Origin of the sequence: Nocardia sp. NPDC059154, assembly GCF_042755705.1 — a bacterium.
In the GTDB taxonomy this organism is placed as follows: Bacteria; Actinomycetota; Actinomycetes; order Mycobacteriales; family Mycobacteriaceae; genus Nocardia.
The window spans coordinates 1-18,514 of record NZ_JBHZCS010000074.1 but is presented as its reverse complement, the minus strand read 5'-3'; the positions used below and the strand labels follow the sequence as shown (position 1 = coordinate 18,514).

Here is an 18,514-nt window from a genome sequence, read left to right as displayed (position 1 = left end):
ATGGGGAGGCATAAAAGAACCGGCCACCCTGTCGGATGGCCGGTTCATTCGTTCACGCTATCGCCCGGGGCGAGCAGCGGTGGTTCCTACTAGGCGAGACCCAGCGCGCTCAGCATCTGCGGGCGGGCCTTCACCAGCTCGTCGTGCCAGTAGCGCCACTTGTGGGTACCGGTCGCGGTGAAGTCGAACTGGGCCGGAATGCTGATCTGCCCCAGCCGCGCCTGGAAGGCACGGGTGTTCACGCTCGCCAGCGCCTCCAGCGCGATGGCGTTACCGGTGTTGAAAACGTCTGCGGCGGAACCGACGCCGTCGTACGGGCCGGGGATGCCGTTACCGGACGAGATGTACATCGGCAGACCCTTGAGCTGCGGCGCGAACACGAACGGGTCCATGCGCAGCCAGGCCGGGCTCCACGGCGCGGCCATCGAGTCGACATTGAAGCGGCCGGCGTCCAGCATGGCCAGACGGATGGCCTCACGCATGCCCGGCGCGGACAGGTTCAGGTAGCCCGACATCGAGGTGGCCTGCTTGAACATGTCGCGGTGGTAGGCGGCCATCATGAGGGCGGCCGAACCACCCATGGACAGCCCCGCGATGGCGGTGTTGTTGCGCGAAACACCGTAGCCGGAAAGGAAATCGGGGAGTTCCCTGGTCAGGAAGGTCTCCCACTTGTAGGTGTACTTCTGACCGTTGGTGTTGGACGGCGACACCCAGTCGGCGTAGAAGCTGGACTGACCGCCGACCGGCATGATGACGTTCACGTCGTCGTTCGCGAAGATGCCGGGGGCGTCGCCCTCATCGGCATTGGCCCACGCATTGCGATCATCGCGGGCGCGCATGCCGTCGAGCATGTAGACCGCGGAGCTGCCACCGTTCTTGGCCCACTGCACCTGGACCTTGATCGGGCCCATGCTGGACGGCACCATCAGCTCTTCGAAGCTGCCCGGAATACCGCGGTGCATCGGGCCGAACGCCGGGGCGGCCGAGGCGATGGACGGGACGGCCAGGGAGGCGGTCGGGACCGCGAGCGCCGCCGCGGTGACGGTGGCCGCTACAAGCCGTGTGCGCCAAGCACTCTGCGCACGGCGTCGCGACGAAACTCCTCCCGGCACGGCAGACCTGCCGAAACGCATGGATATTGCTCCTTCTCTACCGCAGCACTGCGCTGCTGCGGTGTCTTAAGTTGTCAATCGCGTACCCCCGGCATGACAAAGCCATGCGCGGACATACGCAATCACCGCTCACAGCGAATCCCGACACTTCCCTGTGAGTGAAGCGCTACCACGGGTTGGTCACACTTGCTCGCTGGAGGGTATTCGACGCTCCGAGCGGTTGGCAAGGCCACGCTAATGAGTGGCTGGTTCAGTGAATCAACTCAGTCACTATCGCATACGACCGTAATGGTGCGGTGACCATATCGCGAATCCCTCGTGATGTCGCGGCAACATGCAAATCCCTTACGCCGCAAGCAACCTTGGCGGTTTCGCTCAGCCGAGGTTGGCGCTCAGGTCGGGCAGCATCTTGTAGACCTGATCCGACCAGTAGGGCCAGGCGTGCACACCCTCGGCGGTGTAGTCGAACACCGCATTGCTGGGGCCCAGGGAGTCCATGCGCGCCTGGAACGCGCGAGTATTCGTAAGCGCTATGGATTCCAGACCCATCCCAACCGTCACGTTGTACGCGTCCAGCGGGGTTTCCACGACATCCCGCGGACCCGGAACACCGCTGCCGCTGGAGATCCACATCCTGGTGCCGTTGTCCCTCAGCATCGGCGCGATTACGAAAGGATCGTTGCGCAGCCACAATTCGCTCCAGGGCGGCCCCCACATGTCGTCGATGTTGAAGCCGCCCGCGTCCAGCAGCGCCGCCCGCAGGGCCTCCCGCATACCCGGACCTGAAATGTTCAAATAGCCGGAATACGATCCGGCATAACGGAACTGATCCGGATGATAGGCCGCCAGCACCAGAGCCGCACTGCCGCCCATGGACAGCCCGAACACCCCGTTCCCGCGCGGATTGAAGCCCAGCCGGGCGGCGAGCGCTCGGCGCAGGTCCCGGGTCAGGAAGGTCTCCCAGGCGTACGGCACGGTCTGGCCATTGGTATCGGACGGGGCCACCCAATCCGAATAGAAGCTGGACTGGCCGCCCACCGGCATCACCACATTGATGTTCCACGCGGTGAGCGCCCGCTCGATATCGGTGTTGAGCTCCCAGCCGGAAAGGTCGTTGCGGGCGCGCAATCCGTCCAGCGCGTACACCACGCGGCGGGTATTGCCGTCATGGGCGCGGAAGATGCGCGACTTGATCGGGCCCATGTCGGAATCGACCCAGAAGTCGTAACCGCCCGGATCGAATGACGCATGTGCAGGCGCCATCCCCCCGATTGTCCCAGCCAGCGGAACCGTCACCGCCACAGCCAAAACCGCCAAAACCGCCCGGACCGAACCGGCCATTGACCGCTGCACCCACTCGCGTACCCGAACAGACCGCATCGACTCGCCTTTCACGAGCGTGGTCTCCGATGACCACATCCGAAATGCAGAAGCTGTTGTCGCAGGATCTTTCTTAGGCGCATATTCGGAGTCGACAGGCGGCGAAACACCCCCCGCGACCAAACCGTGATGGATCACCGCCCTGGTGCGAAACACCCGACGGCCGCCGTCCGCGCGGACGGCGGCCGCATCCGGGAGTCGGGTCTATCCGATGTGCGCGGACATATCCGGGATCATTCGATAGGCGTCGTCCTGCCAGTTCGTCCAGGCGTGCAGCCCGGTGGCCGGAAAGTCCCAGACAATGTTCTGCGCGCCCAGGGAGAGCATGCGGACCTGGAAGGCGCGAGTATTGGCCAGCGCCAACGTTTCCAGCGGCGCGCCGCGGATCAGCCGGTCGGCCGCCACGCCGAGCGGGATGTTCAGATCGTCGGGCCTGGGCGCGCCACTGCCGGCGGAGATCCACAGCCGGGTGTTGTTGGCGATCAGGGTGGGTGCGAAGACGAACGGGTCCATGCGCAGCCACTGCGGCCCCCACGGCGGAGCCATGGAGTCCACGTTGTAGCCGCCCGCGTCGAGCATGGCGCTCCGGATCGCCTCGCGCATACCGGGTGCCGAGATGTTCAGGTAGCCGGAGTACGAACCGGCGTAGCTGAAGAAGTCGGGGTGGTACGCGGCCAGGGTGAGCGCGGCGCTGCCGCCCATGGACAACCCGAACACGCCGTTGCGATACGGGTTGAAGCCCAGGCGGTTCTGCAGCTCCCAGCGCAGGTGGTTGGTGAGGAAGTCCTCCCAGGCGTAGCGGTAGCTCTTGCCCGGGCCGCCGCCCATGGACTCGGTGACGCCCGACCCGGTGCCGTAGGCCGCGGATCCGGTGCCCGGCGCGGCTCCGAAGAACGAACTGGGCGCATCCCAGTCGGCGTAGAAGCTGGACTCGCCGCCGACCGGCATCACCACATTGATGTTCTGGTCCGCCATCACCTCGGCGATATTGGTGTTGATCTCCCAGCCGCTCAGATCCTGCTGGGCGCGCATCCCGTCCAGGACGTAGGCGACGCGCTGGGTATTGCCGTCGCGAGCGCGCAGGACGCGGGTCTTGATCGGGCCCATGGTCGGGGAATCGACCCAGAAATCGAAGATGGCCGGGTCGAACGCCGCGGTGGCCGGTGGCGATTCGATCACCGCCATCAGGGGAACCAGCAGGGCGGCAGCGGCGACGCCCAATACCTTCCGTGTGAAGCCTCGAACCCGCATCGACCCAGCCCTTCTCGGTTTGAGCAGAACATTGATCACGCAGAACAGATCTTCGGTACAACCTGAGTATCGGATGCCCAACTGGGCGTGTCCGGTGCGGTCGCTGCGGCGAGTCGCGAATCGATCCTCAACGATTCGGTACCGCGCCCTCAGCGATCCAGAGCCACGCGCAGGTCTCCCAGCCATTTCCGCTGCGCATCCCTGGCGAGCGCGGAATCGGGGGCCGAAAGTTCGAACATGTGCCAGGCGCCCGGCACATTGCACACCGTAACCGAAGTGCCGGAATCCATGAGCCGGCGGGCATATTCCAGCGCCTCGTCGCGGAGCGGATCCAGGTCGCAGACCAGGACGAAGGTGGACGGAAGACCGGACAGATCGGTCGCTTGCGCCGGGCTGGCGTAGACCGGGACCGCGTCGGCGGCCGGCTGCGGCAGGTAGTGCGCGTAGGTCTGGGTCATATCGGTGTTGTTGAGGAACCGGCGGTCGGTGATCGCCCGGGCCGACTCGGTGTCGTGCCGGTGGTCGACAGTCGGGATGTACATCGACTGGTGGGCGATGGCCGGGCCGCCGCGATCCCGGGACAGCAGCGCCAGCGCCGCGGTCAGACCGCCGCCCGCCGACTTCCCAGTGACCGCGATCCGGTCCGGATCCACGCGAAGGTCATCGGCGTTCTCGGCAATCCACTCCAGCGCCGCGTAGCAGTCCTCCATACCCGCCGGGTACCGATGCTCCGGAGCGAGCCGGTAGTCCACCGAAACGGCCACCGCGCCAACCTGTTCCGCGATGGCGATGGCGGTCCGATCCTCGCCGGGCCGGGATCGGCCGAAAGCGAAGCTGCCGCCGTGGATGTGCAGCACCGCGGGCAGCACGTCCGCCAGACCCTTCGGCCGGTACACGCTGATCGGCACGAGATTGCCGTCGGGCCCGTCGATTTCGAGGTTCTCGATCTCGACCCGCGAGCTGTCCAGCGGCAACCGATCCATCGTCGCCTCGAAGTTGCGGCGGGTGGCCGCGAGGTCATCGAAGAAGTTCGGGCGCTCGGGCATCGCGGCGAGGACGTCCGCGAGTTCGGGATGGACGGCCAGACTGTTCACGATCGCTCCATGATCTCATTGATACCGTTTCTCTGGCATCAAACTATAGTCTCAATGAGAGGGTGTCAAGACATGCGAAAAGCCCCCGCCCGAGACGGCGGGGGCTTTCTGCAGCGTGGAGAGCCGGCGGTGTCAGCCGATATTGGCCGAGAGATCCGGCAGCATCCGGTAGACCTCGGCGTTCCAGTTGTTCCAGTTGTGGACACCGGTCGCCGGGAAGTCGTAGGTGACGTTGCCGGCGCCCAGGGACGCCATCCGCGCCTGGAACGCCCGGGTGTTCACCAGCGCGAGGGCCTCCAGCGGCATGCCCTGGAGCACCGACATCACACCCGAGACGTCACCCGGACCGGGCAGCGCGCTCGCGGCCGAGATCCACAGCCGGGTGTTGTTGTCCTTCAGGCGCGGCGCGAAGACGAACGGGTCCATGTGCAGCCACTGCGGCCCCCACGGCGGAGCCATGGAGTCCACGTTGTAGCCGCCGGCATCGATCATGGCGACGCGAATGGCCTCACGCATGCCGGGCGCGGAGATGTTCAGGTAGCCGGAGTACGAGCCCGCGAAGCTGAACTGATCCGGGTGGTAGGCGGCCAGGGTCAGCGCGCCGGAACCACCCATGGAGAGACCGAAGACGCCGTTGCGGGTGCGGCTGAAGCCGAGCCGGCTCTGCAGCGCGTTGGGCAGGTCCTGGGACAGGAAGGTCTCCCAGGTGTAGCGGTAGCTCTTGCCGGGGCCGCCACCCAGGATCTGGAAGGCGCCCGAGCCCGAGGACGAGCCCGAGGCCGAGCCGGAGGCCAGCTTGGAGGAGCCGGAGGACGAGCCGGCGCCGTCACCCACGCCGAGCACGCTGCTGGGCGCGTTCCAGTCGGCGTAGAAGCTGGACTGGCCGCCGATCGGCATCACCACATTGATGTTCGCCGCGGTCAGCGCGTGCGCGATGTCGGTGTTGATCTCCCAGCCGCTCAGGTCCTGCTGGGCGCGCATGCCGTCGAGGGCATAGACGACGCGGGAGGTATTGCCGTCGGCCGCGCGGAAGACGCGCGACTTGACCGGGCCCATGGATGCCGAGTCGACGTAGAAGTCGAACCCGTCGGGGTCCAGTGCCGCGTTCGCTGTGCCGACGCCGACCGCCGACACCCCGAACGGCAGTGCAATCGCCAGCGCCAATCCGACCACGGAATTCTTGAGCCAACCGCGGGATCTGTGACGTCTATCGCCTCGCATTTATTTGTCCGGCCTTTCCGGTCGTTCGGTCTCACCGTGTGCTCGTAACCACGTTTGAGGTCTCGGCGACCCTATCGTGTCTGGGCCAACGAGACGTTATCGGATCGTGACAAAAGTGACGAGCGCCACTGTCGGCGAGGAATGTGGCGCACATCAGCGCCAGCTTGCGACTCGAGAGTCGAATTCCGCCCCCACAGACTCATGCACATCAACTATCACTCCAAATTGCGCGAACCACTCTGCGCGACTTCAGCATCCCCGATAACACAACGCGAATACCGAAGGCGCGCTGCGATTCTCGAAACTCTCAGAGAACTCACCGCCGGCCCGCCCGGTTCACCCGATGTTCGCGGACAGGTCCGGGAGCATCCGATTCAGCTCGGCTTCCCAATTGCGCCAGTTGTGCACGCCGACGGCCGGGAAGTCGTAGACGACATTGCCGCCACCCAGCGCCGCCCAGCGGGCCTGGAAGGCCTTGGTACCGACCAGCGCCACCGCCTCTATGCCCATGGCCTCGATGGTCGAGGCATTGATGGCGTCGGTGGACGCGGGCAGTCCGCTGCCCGCCGAGATGAACATCTTGGTGCCGTCGGCCTTCAGCTTGGGCGCGAACTGGAACGGATCCAGGTGCTGCCACTTCAGGTCCTTCGGCCCGGCCAGCGCATCGATGTTGTAGCCGCCGGCGTCCACCATGGCCAGCCGGACGGCGGTGCGCATTTCGGGCAGCGACAGGTCCAGCGCACCGGACAGCGAACCGGCGTAGGCGAATTGGTTCGGGTGGAAGGCCGCCATCATCAGCGCGGAACCGCCACTCATGGACAGGCCGAAGATGCCGTTGCGAGTCGTGCTGAAGCCCAGGCGATCCCGCAGTGCGTTGGGCAGATCGGTGGTGAGGAAGGTTTCCCACCTGTAGGTGTAGGACTTGCCGGGACCGCCGGAAAGTACCTGGGTGGCACCGGATCCGGACTGCACGGAGGCGGTGCCCGCAGGCACGCCGAGGAAGGTGCTCGGCGAGTTCCAGTCGGCGTACCAGCTGGATTGGCCGCCGACCGGCATGACGACATTGATATTGGCGGCCGTCAGCGCGTGGGCGACATCGGTATTGATCTCCCAGCCGTTGTCGTCCTCGCGCGCGCGTTCACCGTCCAGCGCGTAGACCACTCGGTTGGTATTGCCGTCTGCCGCACGGAATACGCGCGACTTGATCGGGCCCATGCTGGAGTCGACGTAGAAGTCCATTCCGTCCGGACCGAACGCGGCCTGCGCGGCGGGCGCGCCCAGGACCGCCACCCCCATCGGCACCATGGTCGCCAATGCCAAGGCCAGCACCGACTTTCGCAACCAGCTCCGCGCCCCACCCTGAACCGTCACGCCCCGCATATTCGGCCTTCCGTCCGTGCGCCCCGGGCCTCACTGTCCACCCGCCCGGGTTCGTATTGCGACAACCGTTGCCGCACAGCGGGTTTCTGGTCGGCGCCGGGAGTACTCGCGGAGCTTATCGCGAAACCCACGCCGGGGTGTTACCAAATCGAGATAGCTAACCACAACTCGCACCCCTGAACGTGACGTTTCGGTCAAACCTCCGCACGGACAAGCGAAGACCCCGCATCCGGACAGGATGCGGGGTCTTTTCACACCTGCAGCGCGCGGATCACTTCGGCGGCGCGGGCGGCGCCGGCTGGGTCGGATCCTCCAGATGGCAGCGCTGGATCTCGTATTTCGGCACCCGGTCGATGCGGTACTTGGCGAAGTCGAACGCCTGCATCAGGTTGTGCCGCCAGCGGTCGAAGGTCAGCGGCGCCCGTGAGGAGGCCAGCATCGCCTGAGTATCCGGGCAGGACAGCGCCGTTCGGGCCTGGTCGCTCCACTTCTCGTCCAGGAACCACGGCATCCACGGGTGCCGGTCCACCATGCCGGTGTCCTCGACCACCCAGTCGGGGTAGAGGTTCTTGTCGTGTCCGATGCGGCCGTCGGTGAGCCGATCGGTATGCGAGGCAAGCGGATACGCCAGACCCATCTGGTCGATGACACGCACGTCCAGTGGGACGTTCATGCTGGTCATGCCCAGATTCAGGAAGAAGACCACGTGCTCGCCATTGCCCTCCGGCACCGGCGCGGGCACCAGATACCAGTTCATGAACGAGGGCGAGTTGATCAGCAGCGCACCGTCCGGCGAGTTGGCGATGTCCCGGACCATGGCGCGCATGCGCGGATAGTCCAGGTAGTCCTCGGCGCGGATCGGGTGGTCGTGCCCGGTATTGAGCACGTAGTAGATGCGCTCGTCGACAATGCCGTTGGCGCGGATCTTGGTCCCGGTGGTGATGGCGGTGGTGTTCGCCGCGAACAGCGCCCAGCCCGCCGTGCCCACGAAGGCGGCCGCCACCAGTACGAAAGCCCAGTCCAGGCCGCGCATTCCGGACTCACCCCGGCCGAAGCCCCGCGCGGGCCGCAGTGGCAGCACCGACACCGGCAGGAGCAGCAGGAACAGCTGCGGCAGCAGCATGCGGCCGTGCATGAAGTCGCCGCCGACGCGAATCTCGTAGACGGTGAGCAGCACACCGCTGCCGACCATGAGCGTCACGATCGCGGCGGGGGTGCGCAGCCACACGCTGAAACGGTGAATCCGGGCGCGCCAGTTCTTGTCTCCGGCGCCGGCGGTCGCGTCTGCGGCGGCCGGCTGCTCGGCCCGGCGCTGCCGGACCAGCACGATCGCGGCGATCGCCAGCACCAGCAGCGGCAGCCACAACCAGTAGGGACCCACCAGGTCCCACATGTAGATGACGCCCTGGTGCCACTTCGCGCCACCGGCGTCCTTGGCCACGGCGGTGTTCGGATAGGGCAGGCCGTAGTAGCCCATCCGCCAGATCTGGTATCCCAGCGGCACCAGGCCGGCCACCGCCACCACCAGGGAGCGGAAAACCCAGGGCCGCAGCCGGGTTTGCGGCACCGGCGCGCAGAACAGGATCAGCAGCGCCGGGGCGCCGACCACCGTCATCTCCGGCCGCACCAGCGGCGCCAGCCCGGCGAAGAACACCAGGCCGAAAAAGCCTGCGGGACGCACCCGTTCGGCCTGACTCCAGCGAATCAGCCCCCACCACAGCACCGCCAGCCAGAAGATGACCAGGCAGTTCTCCAGTCCGGAGGTGGCGTAGTCGCGGGCCGGGGGCAGCGCGATGTAGACCAGCGCGCCCGCGGGCACCAGCAGCGCGGACCGGGTGCCGCCCCACAGCCGGGCCGCGCCCAGCATGGCGAACACCATGGCCAGCACCGAGAGCGTGAGCGTGATGCCGAGCACCACGTACTCCAGCCGCATGTGCGTGAGCCAGCTGAAGAACCAGACGACGTAGGTCCAGGCCGCGCTGGTATTGGTCTCGACGCGTTCGCCCGCATTGAAGACCGGACCGTTGCCCGCCATCAGGTTTCGCACCGTGCGCAGGACGATCAGGCCGTCGTCGGCGATCCAGCGCCGCTGCCACGCGCCGGCCGCGAACAGTGTCGTGGTCAGCACGATCCCACCGATGAACGTGATGCGGGATAGTCGCGAGAAGCGTGCGGAGGCATCCGCACGCCGACGGGCGCGACCGACCGGCAATTGTGCCGTCGGTGCGCCCGTCTCTCGCTCTTCTCCCTCTACCACGTCAGGTGAGATAGACAGCGACACCCAGGGCTCCGATCAAGGCGACTGCGAGGAACTGGAGGACACGGTCCCCCAGGGCGATCTCTTCCGGCTCACCCGCTTCGCCGCCGTCGACGTCCACCGCGTACCGCATGATGGCGATGACGAACGGAATCATGGAGATGGCGAACCAGATGGTGTCCTTGGCGCGATCCTGCTCGAACGCCCACAGACCGTAGAACACGACAACCGCGGTGGCCGACAGGGTCCAGACGAAACGCAGGTAGGTCGGCGTGTAGTACTCCAGCGACTTCCGGATCTTGGCGCCGGTGTCGAGCGCGATCTTCAGCTCGGCGTAGCGCTTTCCGGCCGCCATGAACAGCGAGCCGAACGCCATGATCAGCAGGAACCACTGGGACAGACGGATATCCGAGGAGACGCCACCGGCGACCGCGCGCAGCAGGAAGCCCGAGGACACGATGCAGATGTCCAGTACCGCCTGGTGCTTGAGACCGAAGCAGTAGGCCAGCTGGATGCCGATGTACACCGCCATCACCACGGCCAGATGCCAGTTCGCGGTGAAGGACAACAGGATCGAGCCGAGCAGCAGCACCGCCGACAGCCCGTAGGCCAGGTTCACCGGCACCACGCCGGCCGCGATGGGCCGGAAACGCTTGGTCGGGTGCGCCCGGTCGGCCTCCACGTCGAGCGCGTCGTTGACCAGGTAGATGCCCGAGGCGGCCATGCAGAACACCACGAAGGCGATGGCGACGTGCCCGAGCACCGACAGGTCGGTGATCACGAGCGTGCCGCCGGCGGTCTTCCCGGCGGCCAGCGGCGCGGCGAGCACCAGCACGTTCTTGATCCACTGCCGGGGGCGCATGGCCTTGATCAAGCCGCCGCCCAACGTCTTCGGCGGTCCCTTGATGACCGCCTCGGCCAGGTCGGTGGTGGTCGGCTCTTCGCTCATGTCAACGGTGGCTCTTTCCTGGGCTGTCACTTGGCGAGTCTCTTTTCGGCGGCGAGCACGGCTGCGGCTGATGCTGCGCCCAGCGCGGAACCCGCGAGCACGTCGGAGGGGTAATGCACGCCGAGGACGACCCGGGAGAGCAGCATCGGCGGGACGAGCACCGCAGGCAAGGGTAGCCCGGTGAGCCTGCCCAGCAACACAGCCGCCGCCGTGGTGGAGGTGGCGTGCGAGGACGGGAAGCTGAGCTTCGACGGCGTCGACACGTTGACCTGCACGGACGGATCGTGCGGGCGGGGGCGGCGGACGATGCGCTTGATGACCACCGAGGCCGCGTGCGCGCCGAACGCGCCGACGGCCACGCCCGCCCACTGGCGGCGGCGCGGCTTGTCGAGCAGCGCTCCGGCCGCGGCGATGCCCAGCCAGCCCAGCGAGTGCTCACCGAAATGCGACATACCGCGCGCGGCCTTGACGACCGCCGGGTGCTGCCCGATGGTGCCCTGCACCAGGTTGATGATCTTGACCTCGGCCGGCGACGCGACCGGGGCCGCCGGCGCGTCCGGGACCACGTGCAGGCCGCGGTCCGGGCCGGAAGCAGTATGAGCAGCGGTCATTTGGGTTCGTTTCCTGATTCAGTATCGATACCGAAGACGTTCTCCCACGCGGCCTTGCTCGTGAGCTGCGCGTGCGCGCGACGGTACTGCTCGCGCACCTCCGGGAAGCGCTCGGCCAGCTCCTTGCGCAGGCGCATCGCTTCCTTGAACAGCTCCATGGCCTTTCGCGGATCCCGCTTACGGTAGACGACGCCGCGGCCGTCGGCAGTGGTAACGGTGACACCGTCCACCTGCGAGAGCAGGAACCAGCGCGCGTCCAGCGTGGGCACATTCAGCTGCGGGGTCTCATGGTGCTTCGGGTTGGCCTTGCGGAAGTTGTGCAGCACACCCTTGCCGAGCCGGGCCACCTTGGCGATCGGATTGCCCGGCTCGCCGACCGCGCCCACCTCGGCGTACGAGGCCAGCGGCAGTTCGGTGGAGGACGGCACGATCACCGCGTCCGGGTACTCCTTGCGCATGGCGTGCACCTTGCCCAGCGCGGTCGGCAGCAGCTCGAACAGCTTGTCCGGTCCGGCCAGGTAGTCGCGGATCGCCTCGTTCTGGATGGCGACCGTCGAATACTCCAGGCACAGCAGGTGTTTCAGCGTGGCCTTGATGGTGTTGACCACCATCGGCCGGCCGTCGTTGGGCAGGTGCAGCGACGCCACCACCAGGCGGTTGCGCAGGTGGAAGTAGGCCTGCCAGTCGATGGCGTCGTCCTTGTCGGACCAGGCCATGTGCCACACCGCCGCACCCGGCAGGGTGACGGTCGGGTAGCCGTGTTCGCGTGCGCGCAAACCGTATTCGGCGTCGTCCCACTTGAGGAACAGCGGCAGCGGCTGCCCGATCTCCTCGGCCACCTGGCGCGGGATGACGCAGGTCCACCAGCCGTTGAAGTCGACGTCGATGCGCCGGTGCAGCAGCTTGGAGTTGTCGCGGTCGCGCAGCGGGTTCTTGGCGAAGTCGTGGTCGTACTCCACGTTCGGGGCCGCGGTCCACATGAAGATGGAGCGGTCCACCACCTCGCCCATGACGTGCAGGTGCGAACGCTCCTGCAGGTTGAGCATCTGGCCACCGGTCAGGATGGGCGACTTGGCGAATCGCGAGAAGGCCAGCGCGCGCAGGATGCAGTCCGGCTCGATCTCGATGTCGTCGTCCATGTAGACGATGTATTCGGCGTCGGTGGTCTTGAGCGCCTCGTACATGACCCGGCTGTATCCGCCGGAACCGCCCAGGTTGGGCTGGTCGTGGATGGCCAGCCGGCCGGCCAGGCGGGCCGCGGCCTCGGTGAAGCCGGGCTCGTCGACCACCTTGCGGGTGCCCTGGTCGGGAATGATGACGGCCTTGATCTTCTCCAGCACCAGCGGGTCGGAGCCGAGGGCGGTCAGGGTTTTCACCGCGTCGGTGGGGCGGTTGAAGGTCGGCATGCCGACGGCGATGCTGCCCTCACCCGGCGCCTCGATCGGCGCGTACCAACCGCCGCTGCGCATTTCGACATGGCTGTCGGTGGTGATGTCGAACCAGATCCAGCCGCCGTCCTCGAACGGGCCCAGATCCACCTCGAACTCCACGAAGGCGGCGGCCGCCGCGCCCTCACCTGGCGTGCTGAACTCGTTGCCCTGCACGTGGATTCGCGAACCGTCGGCCTTGGAGCGGTACACGTCCACGCGACCGTGGCCGGACAGCTCCAGCTTCAGCACCACCGACTTCAGCACGCTCCAGCGACGCCAGTAGCTGGCCGGGACCGCGTTGAAGTAGGTGCAGAAGGAAACCTCCGACTCCGCGCCGATGGCCAGCGCGGTGCGCGTAATCGCATGCGCGCGACGGGAATTGGTCTCGGATTCCTCGAGGTACAGCTTGCGCACGTCCAGGGGTTCACCCGGCCGGGGCAGGATGATGCGCTGGAGCAGGGATACGGCACGAGTCTCGGTGGTCATGTCTTCCCGCGTGAGTTGGGCGGTCATTCGGCGACGTCCACCAGTGGCGCACCGGATTCCAGGTGCGGGCGCAGCACATTGTCGAACATGCTGAGCGCGGCGCCGATGGCCATGTGCATGTCCAGGTACTGGTAGGTGCCCAGGCGGCCACCGAACAGCACCTTGGCCTCGGTGGTCTCGGTCTTGGCGCGCTCCCGGTAGGCCAGCAGCTTGGCGCGGTCGTCGGGGGTGTTGATCGGGTAGTACGGTTCGTCGCCGGTCTGGGCGAAGCGCGAGAACTCGCGCATGATGACCGTCTTGTCGGTCGGGTAGTCGCGCTCGGGGTGGAAGTGGCGCGGCTCGATGATGCGGGTGAACGGGACGTCCGCATCGTTGTAGTTCATGACCGAGGTGCCCTGGAAATCACCGGTTTCCAGCACCTCGGACTCGAAATCGATTGTGCGCCAGCCGAGCTCGCCCTCGGCGTAGTCGAAGTAGCGGTCCAGCGGGCCGGTGTAGACGACCGGGGCGTCCGGGTTCTGGGCGCGGATCTCGTCACGCACCTCGAACCAGTCGGTGTTCACGCGGACCTCGATGAGGTCGTTCTCGGCCATCTTCGACAGCCACGCGGTGTAGCCGTCCTTGGGCAGACCCTCGTAGGTGTCGTTGAAGTAGCGGTTGTCGAAGGTGTAGCGGACCGGCAGGCGGGTGATGATCCCGGCGGGCAGCTCCTTCGGGTCGGTCTGCCACTGCTTGGCGGTGTAGTCGCGGATGAACGCCTCGTAGAGCGGGCGGCCGATCAGCGAGACGGCCTTCTCCTCGACATTGGTGGCGTCCTGGGTCTCGATCTCGGCGGACTGCTCCGAGATCAGCGCGCGGGCCTCGTCCGGGGTGAAGTAGCGGCCGAAGAACTGCGACAGCATGCCCAGTCCCATGGGGAACTGGTACGCCTGGCCCTTGTGCATGGCGAAGACGCGATGCTGATAGCCGGTGAACTCGGTGAACTGGTTGACGTAATCCCACACGCGCTTGTTCGAGGTGTGGAACAGGTGGGCGCCGTACTTGTGGATTTCGATGCCGGTTTCCGGGTCCGCCTCGGAGTACGCATTGCCACCCAGGTGATAGCGGCGTTCCACCACCAGAACTCGCTTGCCGAGCAGGTTGGCGGTGCGTTCTGCGATGGTCAGCCCGAAGAAGCCGGAGCCGACGACGATGAGATCGAACGGGGATGCGACGGTCACGGGTGCCCAGACTACTGTGTCCAATTGCCCTCCGCTTCGCTCCGGGCGGTTCGCGGCCCTGCAAGCTCGGTCTTCCCTCCTCCGCTCCTCCGCTTCGCTCCCCCGCTCCGTCAGTCCAGACCGAGCCGGGCCGCGAACCATCAGTTTTGCCCTCTTTGGGCTTTTGCCCCTCTGTGGGCTGTTGTGCAGCGGGCTCGGTTCAGTGGCGTGCGCCATCCCGGCGAGCGCGAAAGGTCGCAAGGTTTTTGCGCAGAGTTCACGTAATCGCAGACAGCGGCGTCATTGGAGCTGTGTTGCATATCGACTCGAAATTGAACGTCTGACCAGTTCCGTGCCGTGTGCTTCGCGCGCGTGCCGTTCGCTCGACCCGGAAGACCACGTACATGCACCTCGCACGCCTCGCCCCGCTCGTGGGCGCGCTGACCATCACCGCCCTGCTGGGCACCGCCGCCCTGATCCCCGCCGCCGCCCCCGCCCGCGCCGACGACGGCGACACCACCCTCGCCGCCGCCGAGATCGCCGACGCCGGCGATGTCTGCGGCAAGCCCGGCGCGGCCACCTTCGACGACGTCATCACCGCGGCGGCCACCGCCATCCGCACGGTGGTCCCGGCCGAGCAGCAGACCGCCTACGACCGGTCCGTCGACGACTTCCGGCAGAACGTCGCCGCGATCCACGTGCACCGCCACGGATTCCTGCCGCTGAGCCCCGACGAGGTGAACGATCGCACCCAGTTCCTCGACGACCCGATCGTCACCTACATCGTCAACAACCTCGACGCCATCCGGACCGGGCAGCTGCACCAGACCATCGCGGTCTCGCAGCTGAAGGTGCGCGACGTGGTCGAGGTGTTCATCCTGGCCACCCGGATCGTGAAGATTCCGGCGCAGTTCGCCGCCAGCCTGGTGCCGACCGTGGGCTTCGTGCTCAAGCCCATCGTGGGCGCCATGTTCAACGGCGTGAAGTCGCTGGCACGCGCGGTGCAGTCGCAGCTGTCGGTGGGCTGCGGAGCCAACGGCGTCTACCAGAAGCTGCAACTCGATCTGCCCGATGAGCACGTGGACGTGCCGCAGCCGCTCATCGACCTGGCCAACCAGCTGGTCAAGGCCGACGGCAGCTGCACCCCGCTGGCCGAGCTGAAGACCTCCGAACTGGTCGAGCGCACCCGCAACTTCCTCACCACCGCCGCCGGGCTGCCCGTCGACCCGGCCGCCGTGAACGCCAATGCCGATGCGCTGCAAGGCTTCCTGCAGAGCAACCGGGTCGCCGACGTGATGATGCTGCGCCGCACCGAGCAGCTCGGGCCGATCGTGGACGCGCTGGACTACGGCCCACTCACCTTCCTGGCCAACCTGGGCTTCGACATCTACGAGGGCCGCGCCCTCAACACCGTGCCCTTGGCGGATGTGAAGGTGGAGAACGTCTTCGCGCTCATCACCTTCGCGCTCGACACCACCAGCCTGCTGCTCACCGTCGGCAATACGATCGCCGGATTCACCGGCGTGGCCTCGACCATCACGACTCCGCTGGGCATCGCCCAGACCATCGCCTTCGCGCCCGCCACCTACGGTGCGCCGATCCTGCGCGGTGTCATGCAGTCCATGTGCGCGGCCTGACCCGGCAGCGACACGGAACAGCCGCCCGGCCGAAAGACCGGGCGGCTGTTGGTTTTCCGGCTCGGCGTCGCCCGATCACAGCCGCGCGGCGTACACGCGCATCGCGTCGCGGACGTACTCGGCGGTTCCCTCGCCGTGCTTGTCGTAGTTCTTCGCGAATCGCGGGTCGGCCACGTACATGTCACCGAGACCGTTGAAGTACTGGGCATTGACGGGTCCGCCCGTCGGAGTCGTACCGAGCCAGTCGTAGTGGCGCTGCACGATCGCCTGTACCTCGTCGCTGTCGACCGGGACTCCGTCCGCGTGGGCGCGGCCGTAGTCGGCGGCGATATCCACGTGGGTCTGGAGGTGGGCCTTCTTCTCGGCCTCGCTCATGGAGTTCCACCAGCGGTCGCCACTCTCCCAGGCATCCTTGCCCCAGCGTTCGATGACCTCGTCCCGGTACCGAGCGTGGTCGAATCCGTCGAATACCTCGTTCGCCATCAGTTGTTCACCTGCTTCCGTTTTGCGCAATGTGGTTTGCACCGAGGTGATTTGCCGCGCGATCCGGTCCTGCTCGTGTTTCAGCAATTCCAGATGGGTGCGCAGGGCGGCAGCGGTGTCCTTTTGACCGGCGAGGACTTCGGCGATGGCCGGCAGGCCCAGGCCGAGTTCCCGGAGCAAAAGGATGCGCTGCAACCGTACGAGGGATTCCTGGTCGTAATAGCGATAGCCGTTGGATCCGATCCGGCTGGGCGGCAGCAGCCCGAGGTCACCGTAATGCCGCAGGGTGCGGCTGGTGGTTCGGGCCACTTTGGCCAATTCCTGGATGGACCATTCGGCTGCCACGTTCGGGCCTTTCGTTTCCCCCTCGTTCTCCTCGACGAATTCAGGATGCAAGTTGACGTTGCGTCAAGGTCAAGCCTAGGCGCCGTCGGTGCACTGGGAGTAGCGGATGTGCACGCCCTGCTTCGCCGGGGCCGAGCTGCCGAACATGGCGGGCGGCGACGGCAGCCAGTTGGTCAGCCGGGTCATGGCGTCCTGCTCGGCGTCGGCGCGGTTGCTGCCCGAACCGCCGTAGTAGTAGGTGTGGTCGTCGCTCTCGGCGATGGCGCCGCAGCCGTCCCGGAACTGCACCATGATCTTGCAGCCGCGGTGCCCGCACTGGCCCAGCGCGTCGGCGTCGGAGCGGCCCCAGCTCGGGTAGTTCCAGGCCGCGCCGTAGAAGGTGCCGCCGTCGGTGCTCATCGCGAGCGAGCCGTACAGCGAGCCGTCAGGTCCGCGCTCGGCGCTCGCGGTGCCGGCCCCCACCGTCGAAACCAGCACAGCGGCAGCGGAAACGAACATGGTCAGGGCGAGTTTGCCCGAAAAAGCCATTCGAAATTCTCCCCATTCGGCAGCGGCGAAAATGGCCGCTCCGGTTGCACTCCCGTGGTGCGATCACCACTGCCGGAGTTCTATCACGGGCCACCGACACGGCCAAGTCGGTTTCGCGCCGGAACCGGCTGCCGCGCAAAGCGTTCCGAATAGGGCATCGAATCGGCCGGCCCGGACGTGACTTGCGCCGGGTAGACGGGCGTGACATGCTCCACGCGCGCGCTACCGGACTCCCGATTTCCGCGCGCGCACGAATTTCGATATTCGGGGGATGAGGAAAACCCAATGTTGTCTGCGGGCCGCGCCCGAGTTCTGTCCTGGGCGGCCGTGGCCGCCACCGCCGTGAGCTCCACGCTCCTGTTCGCCGGGCCCGCGGACGCGGCCGCACCGGTGGTGCTCGGCGGTGGTTCCGGCGTCTACGTCGAGGACCTCACCGACTCCAGCTCGGTCAACGACTGCACCATCACCGCCATCGGCTACGACAACAAGAACCAGCTCGTGGGCCTGACCGCCGGCCACTGCGGCGAGGTAGGCGCACGCGTCGCGGCCGAGTACACCCGCTCCGGGGGCATCGGCGTCGTCGCCGAGAAGAGCGAGGAGATGGACTGGGGCATCATCGTGTTCAACCCGGACCGGGTGAACCCGACCCGTCAGGTCGCGCAGTCGGTCATCAATTCGGTCGGTGCGCCGCCGCAGATCGGCGAGAACGTCTGCAAGAACGGCCGCACCACCGGCTTCACCTGCGGCCCGGTCTGGGAGACCAAGTCCACCTACTTCCGCAGCCAGGTGTGCGCCAACCACGGTGACTCCGGCGCACCGGTGCTGCGCGGCGACCAGCTGATCGGCATGGTGGTGGCGGGCACCGACTTCGACGCCGGGCCGGTCAGCATCGAGCTGCCGCTGTGCACCGGCGGCGGCAACCTGATCCACGAGCCGGAGCTGGCCACCAATATCAGCACCGTGCTGGCGGATATCGACCGCCACGGCGGGGCGGGCGCGGGCTTCCACGTCGCCTGATCTCCGAGACAGTTCTACGCCGCGGGGGGGGGACGGGGGACCCCGTCACCCCCCCCCGGTCTTTTCCAAAATCCTCTGTTTTTCCTTTTGGTTTTTTCTTCGTCCGCAGGTGGCCTTTCCTCCCCCCCCCCGCA

15 protein-coding genes are annotated in these 18,514 nt (G+C 66.7%); 2 read left to right on the top strand and 13 right to left on the bottom strand.

The features are described 5' to 3' along the window. Positions 1-89: 89 nt before the first annotated feature. The 11 genes from ACFXN1_RS41850 to glf all read right to left on the bottom strand — a co-directional run bounded on the left by ACFXN1_RS41850 (position 90) and on the right by glf (position 14,391). On the bottom strand, positions 90-1,133 hold the full coding sequence (locus ACFXN1_RS41850) for an alpha/beta hydrolase (RefSeq protein WP_379393104.1): 1,044 nt from the start codon (positions 1,131-1,133) through the stop codon (positions 90-92). Positions 1,134-1,487: 354 nt separating this feature from the next. Beyond that, positions 1,488-2,492, bottom strand: coding sequence for an alpha/beta hydrolase (locus ACFXN1_RS41845; protein WP_379438630.1), 1,005 nt, complete (start codon positions 2,490-2,492; stop codon positions 1,488-1,490). A 204-nt stretch (positions 2,493-2,696) separates the two neighbouring features. Next, positions 2,697-3,743, bottom strand: coding sequence for an alpha/beta hydrolase (locus tag ACFXN1_RS41840; RefSeq protein ID WP_379438628.1), 1,047 nt, complete (start codon positions 3,741-3,743; stop codon positions 2,697-2,699). A gap of 149 nt (positions 3,744-3,892) precedes the next feature. Further along, positions 3,893-4,837 (bottom strand): alpha/beta hydrolase, encoded by a 945-nt coding sequence (locus tag ACFXN1_RS41835; RefSeq protein WP_379438627.1) that lies wholly within the window; start codon positions 4,835-4,837, stop codon positions 3,893-3,895. 132 nt (positions 4,838-4,969) lie between these two features. Continuing rightward, positions 4,970-6,058: an alpha/beta hydrolase gene (locus ACFXN1_RS41830; protein ID WP_379393096.1), complete on the bottom strand. Its 1,089-nt coding sequence runs from the start codon at positions 6,056-6,058 to the stop codon at positions 4,970-4,972. Positions 6,059-6,394: 336 nt separating this feature from the next. Beyond that, positions 6,395-7,438 (bottom strand): alpha/beta hydrolase, encoded by a 1,044-nt coding sequence (locus ACFXN1_RS41825; RefSeq protein WP_379438625.1) that lies wholly within the window; start codon positions 7,436-7,438, stop codon positions 6,395-6,397. 271 nt (positions 7,439-7,709) lie between these two features. Further along, positions 7,710-9,695, bottom strand: a complete 1,986-nt coding sequence (zomB, locus tag ACFXN1_RS41820) for a flagellar motor control protein ZomB (RefSeq protein ID WP_379438623.1) — start codon at positions 9,693-9,695, stop codon at positions 7,710-7,712. A 1-nt stretch (position 9,696) separates the two neighbouring features. Further along, positions 9,697-10,644: a decaprenyl-phosphate phosphoribosyltransferase gene (locus ACFXN1_RS41815; protein WP_379387520.1), complete on the bottom strand. Its 948-nt coding sequence runs from the start codon at positions 10,642-10,644 to the stop codon at positions 9,697-9,699. A 26-nt stretch (positions 10,645-10,670) separates the two neighbouring features. Beyond that, entirely contained in the window at positions 10,671-11,255 is a 585-nt protein-coding gene (locus tag ACFXN1_RS41810; RefSeq protein ID WP_379393091.1) for a phosphatase PAP2 family protein, read from the bottom strand. Then, positions 11,252-13,198 carry a glycosyltransferase gene (locus tag ACFXN1_RS41805; protein ID WP_379438621.1) on the bottom strand — a complete coding sequence of 649 codons (1,947 nt, stop codon included), beginning with the start codon at positions 13,196-13,198 and terminating at the stop codon, positions 11,252-11,254. The genes ACFXN1_RS41810 and ACFXN1_RS41805 overlap by 4 nt, the downstream gene beginning before the upstream one ends. Next, a complete protein-coding gene (gene glf, locus ACFXN1_RS41800) occupies positions 13,195-14,391 on the bottom strand; it encodes a UDP-galactopyranose mutase (RefSeq protein ID WP_379438619.1) in 1,197 nt (398 codons plus the stop codon). The genes ACFXN1_RS41805 and glf overlap by 4 nt, the downstream gene beginning before the upstream one ends. 383 nt (positions 14,392-14,774) lie before the next feature. Between glf and ACFXN1_RS41795 the strand changes: the two genes are divergently transcribed. Further along, positions 14,775-16,007, top strand: coding sequence for a hypothetical protein (locus ACFXN1_RS41795; RefSeq protein ID WP_379438617.1), 1,233 nt, complete (start codon positions 14,775-14,777; stop codon positions 16,005-16,007). A gap of 75 nt (positions 16,008-16,082) precedes the next feature. Here ACFXN1_RS41795 and ACFXN1_RS41790 read toward each other — a convergent pair whose 3' ends face one another. After that, a complete protein-coding gene (locus ACFXN1_RS41790; RefSeq protein WP_379438615.1) occupies positions 16,083-16,835 on the bottom strand; it encodes a MerR family transcriptional regulator in 753 nt (250 codons plus the stop codon). Positions 16,836-16,910: 75 nt separating this feature from the next. Beyond that, a complete protein-coding gene (locus ACFXN1_RS41785) occupies positions 16,911-17,363 on the bottom strand; it encodes a DUF4189 domain-containing protein (protein ID WP_379393081.1) in 453 nt (150 codons plus the stop codon). Positions 17,364-17,648: 285 nt separating this feature from the next. Between ACFXN1_RS41785 and ACFXN1_RS41780 the strand changes: the two genes are divergently transcribed. Further along, complete coding sequence (locus ACFXN1_RS41780; RefSeq protein ID WP_379438613.1) at positions 17,649-18,380, top strand: S1 family peptidase; 732 nt, start codon at positions 17,649-17,651, stop codon at positions 18,378-18,380. Positions 18,381-18,514: the final 134 nt, after the last annotated feature.